Here is a 3,989-nt window from a genome sequence, read left to right as displayed (position 1 = left end):
TCCCAGGCCTGACGGGGGAGCGTCCGCACGACCGGTCCCGCCGACTCGTCGGCGGGACCGGTCGCGTTTCCGGCGCCTTCCGCCCGGCCCGTCCTCCCCGGCGCGGCCGCGCCCTCCGACGCCCCGCACGCGGCCCCTGCGCCCGGATTCCCGGCCCCGGCGGCACTCCGCCCGCGTGTCCTCCCGGCCCGAGCGCGCTCCTCGTCGTCACCCGGGGTCACGCTGTCGTCGCCTTCTGGTCGCCTCCACTTCTGGAAAAAATAATTAATTAGTATTTATTCTTGACGTTACCTGCGTCACGGTGGCATGCTCTCAGCGAGCCACAGAGGTGTCCGCGCAGGTGAGAGCGGGCGCTGACATATCAGGGAGGTCCCCCATGGAGAGACGACCGCGGCGCTTCCGCGGGCGCGCGCTCGCCGCACTGGCGGTAGCCGTGTGCGCGGTGACGCTCGCAGGGTGCGCCGGAGGAAGACTCGGCGAGGACGGCCGCATCGGCGTCGTCTACATGGACGCCCAGGGCTACTACGCCGGGGTCCGCCAGGGCATGCAGGACCACGCCGAGGAGTCCGGGCGCGAACTCCAGCTCCTCGAGCTCAACGCCCGCGGCGACGCCTCCGAGGAGAGCACCTTCGTGGACGTGACCGCCTCCGCGGGCGTCGACGTGCTCGTCCTGTCCCCGGTCTCGGCCACCGCCTCCATCCCCGCCCTGCGGCTGGCCCACGAGAGCGGCATCCCCGTCGTCTGCTACAACACCTGCATCGAGGACGAGGCCGCCCGCGAGTACGTCACCTCCTACATCCTCGGTGACCCGCACGAGTTCGGCCGCCTGCTGGGCGAGGCCGCCGCGGAGCACTTCGAGGCCGAGAAGGTCGACGACCCCAAGATCGCCGTCCTCAACTGCGAGTTCGTCGAGGTGTGCGTCCAGCGGCGCGAGGGCTTCGAGGAGGCGCTCTTCGACCGCCTCCCGGACGCCGAGATCGTCGCCAACCAGCAGGGCGCCACCATCGACGAGGCCGTCGACGTGGGCGAGCGCGTCCTCACCGCCCACCCCGACCTCGACGCCTTCTACGGCGAGGCCGGCGGAGCCACCATGGGCGCGGTCCGCGCCGTGAACAGCAGGGGCCGCGACGGCGACGTCGTCGTCTTCGGCAGCGACATGTCCACCGACGCCGCCCGCGCCCTGGCCGACCACACGGTCCTCAAGGCCAACGTCGACATCTCCGGCATCGCGGTGGGCCGCATGGCCGGGCAGACGGTCGAGGACATCATCGCGGGCGAGGAGGGCGGCGAGTTCGTCACCAACGCCCCCATCGACCTCTACACCACGCCGGAGGACGGCTCCCGGTGGCTGGAGGAGCACCCGGACGGCATCCCGTGACCGGCGACCCGCACCCCAGCCATCCCACCCGTCCCACCAGTGGAGCACCCATGAGCGACACCTCCCCGGTAGCGGCCGACGCGCCGGTCGTGGCCCGCACCCGGGCCGCCACCAAGACCTACCCCGGGGTCAGGGCCCTGGACGGCGCCGACTTCGAGGTCCGCGCCGGAGAGGTCCGCGCGCTGCTCGGCCGCAACGGAGCCGGAAAGTCCACCCTCATCCGCATGCTCTCCGGGGTGGAGACCCCGGACACGGGCGAGGTCGAGATCGACGGCACGCCCCTCGGGGAGGGCGGCGTCCGCCGGGCCGCCGAGCTCGGCGTGGGCACCGTCTACCAGGAGCTCAGCCTGGTCCCGCAGCTGTCCGCCGCCGAGAACCTCTACCTCGGGACGTGGCCCACCACCGCCGGGCGCGTCGACCACGCCGCCATCAGGAACGGCGCCCGCGAGGCCTTCGCCGAACTCGGCGTCGACATCGACCCCGCCGCCGCGGCCGGCGACCTGCCCCTCGCCCAGCAGCAGCTCGTGGAGATCGCGCGCGCCCTGCGCTCGCGCCCCCGCCTGCTGATCCTGGACGAGCCGACCAGCGCCCTCGCCGCGGGCGAGGCCGACATCGTCCTGGAGGCGGTCACGCGCGTCGCCGCGAGCGGCGTCGGCGTCATCTACGTCAGCCACCGCCTGGACGAGATCCGCCGGGTCGCCGACACCGTCACGGTCATGCGCGACGGGACCGTCGTGGAGACCGTCCCCGTCAAGGGGGCCACCACCGCCCGGATCGTCTCCCTCATGCTCGGCCACGACGAGCAGGAGCAGGAGAGGCCCGGCGGTAAGGTCGACCGCTCCGGGACCCCGCTGCTGTCCGTGCGGGGCCTGTCCGTCCCGCCCAAGGTCGGCGACGTCTCCTTCGACGTCCACCCCGGCGAGGTCCTGGGCCTGGGCGGGCTGATGGGCTCCGGCCGCACCGAGATCCTGCGCGCGCTGGCCGGCTTCACCCCCGCCACCGGGACGATCGAGGTCGAGGGCACGCCCGTCGCCAGGCCCACGCCGCGGACCATGAAGCGCCTCGGCGTCGGCATCACGCCCGAGGACCGCAAGGGCGAGGGCGTCGTCCCGCTCCTCGGCGTCTCCGAGAACATGGTGATGACCTGGTTCGGCGGCGCCTCCAGGGCGGGCACGGTCCTGCCCTCCCGGGTGTCGGCCATCGGCGGCGGGCTCATCGAGCGCTTCTCCATCAAGGCCGCACGCCCCGACACACCGATCGTCAACCTCAGCGGCGGCAACCAGCAGAAGGCCGTCATCGGCCGCTGGCTGCACGCCGGGAGCCGCATCCTGCTCCTGGACGAGCCCACGCGGGGCGTGGACGTCGAGGCCAAGGCCCAGATCTACCGCATCGTGCGCGAACTGGCCGCCACGGGCGCGGCGGTCGTCTTCGTCTCCAGCGAACTGGAGGAGCTGCCCCTCGTGTGCGACCGCGTGCTCGCGCTGCGCGGCGGACGCCTCGAAGGCGAGTTCACCGGCGACGACATCACCCTGGACAACATCATGGCCGCCGCGATGGCGGCGTGAACGGCGAGGAACTATGACCACCACCACCCAGGTCACCGGCGAGGCGGTCTCCGCCCGCGGCGACCTCATCGGCCGCTTCGGCCCCCGTCTCAACGAGATCGGCCTGCTGGCCGCCATCGTGCTCCTCTACGTCGTGCTCGGCTCCACGGCCGCCGGGTTCCTGAGCCTGGACAACCAGCTCGGACTCCTGCGCAACGCCGCGATGATCGGCATCGCCGCCTGGGGCGTCACCCTGGTGATCGTCGCCGGCGAGATCGACATCAGCATCGGCCCGGCGGTCGCCTTCGCGTCCGTCATCGTCGCCAAGGGCGCCACCGAGTGGAACATCGGCGTGGGCGGGGCGATCGTCCTCACCCTCGTGATGGGCGTCCTGTGGGGAGCCCTCGCCGGGTGGCTGCGCGCCCGGTTCAACGTCCCCTCGTTCATCACCACGCTCGGACTGTGGAGCGTCCTGGGCGGCCTCGCCCTCTACATGACCGACGCCCTGCCGGTCCCGCTCCCCGAGAGCGCCGTGTTCGACGTCCTGGGCGGATCGGTCCTGGGCGTGCCGACCTCCGCGGTGATCATGCTGGTCCTGTTCGCGGTCTTCGCGTACGTCTCCCGCTACACCGCCTACGGCCGCTCCGTCTTCGCCACCGGCGGCAACGCCGCTGCCGCCCGGCTCGCCGGGATCAACGTCTCCCGGGTGCGGATCGCGCTGTTCGCCACGACCGGCCTGCTCGCCGCCATCACCGGCGTGCTCATGGCGGCCCGCTTGGGGTCGGGCAACGGCGGCGCCGCCGCCGGGTTGGAGTTCGACGTCATCGCCGCCGTCGTCATCGGCGGCACCGCCCTGGCGGGCGGGCGCGGCTCGCTCGGCGGGACCTTCCTCGGCGTCATCTTCATCACCGTCATCGCCAACGGGCTGGTCCTGCTCGGGGTCAACTCGTTCTTCCAGGACGTGGTGCGCGGCCTCATCATCGTGGCGGCCGTCCTCGTCAACGTCATCATCAGCAGGCGCGAGTCCGCCCACAGACTCACCTAGCGGAGCGCCCGCGGGACCGCAC

The 3,989-nt window shown here is 72.5% G+C and carries 3 protein-coding genes; all 3 read left to right on the top strand.

The features are described 5' to 3' along the window. Positions 1 to 376: 376 nt before the first annotated feature. Genes ACWGL3_RS31360 through ACWGL3_RS31350 form a run of 3 tightly spaced genes read left to right on the top strand, consistent with a single transcriptional unit; the run spans position 377 to position 3,967 of the window. Positions 377 to 1,378: a substrate-binding domain-containing protein gene (locus ACWGL3_RS31360; protein WP_267945484.1), complete on the top strand. Its 1,002-nt coding sequence runs from the start codon at positions 377 to 379 to the stop codon at positions 1,376 to 1,378. 50 nt (positions 1,379 to 1,428) lie between these two features. Then, positions 1,429 to 2,943 (top strand): sugar ABC transporter ATP-binding protein, encoded by a 1,515-nt coding sequence (locus ACWGL3_RS31355; protein ID WP_344179339.1) that lies wholly within the window; start codon positions 1,429 to 1,431, stop codon positions 2,941 to 2,943. A 13-nt stretch (positions 2,944 to 2,956) separates the two neighbouring features. Then, positions 2,957 to 3,967: an ABC transporter permease gene (locus ACWGL3_RS31350; protein ID WP_267945482.1), complete on the top strand. Its 1,011-nt coding sequence runs from the start codon at positions 2,957 to 2,959 to the stop codon at positions 3,965 to 3,967. The last annotated feature ends 22 nt before the right edge of the window (positions 3,968 to 3,989 follow it).

Source organism: Nocardiopsis sp. NPDC055824 (genome assembly GCF_053616335.1).
The sequence above is the reverse complement of the archived record's forward strand: the minus strand, read 5'-3'. Positions and strand labels throughout refer to the sequence as shown.

Bases quoted from the DNA above. Each gene is read 5' to 3' on its own strand.
- ACWGL3_RS31360 (WP_267945484.1), top strand. From the start codon at position 377: ATGGAGAGACGACCGCGGCGCTTCCGCGGGCGCGCGCTCGCCGCACTG.
- ACWGL3_RS31355 (WP_344179339.1), top strand. From the start codon at position 1,429: ATGAGCGACACCTCCCCGGTAGCGGCCGACGCGCCGGTCGTGGCCCGC.
- ACWGL3_RS31350 (WP_267945482.1), top strand. From the start codon at position 2,957: ATGACCACCACCACCCAGGTCACCGGCGAGGCGGTCTCCGCCCGCGGC.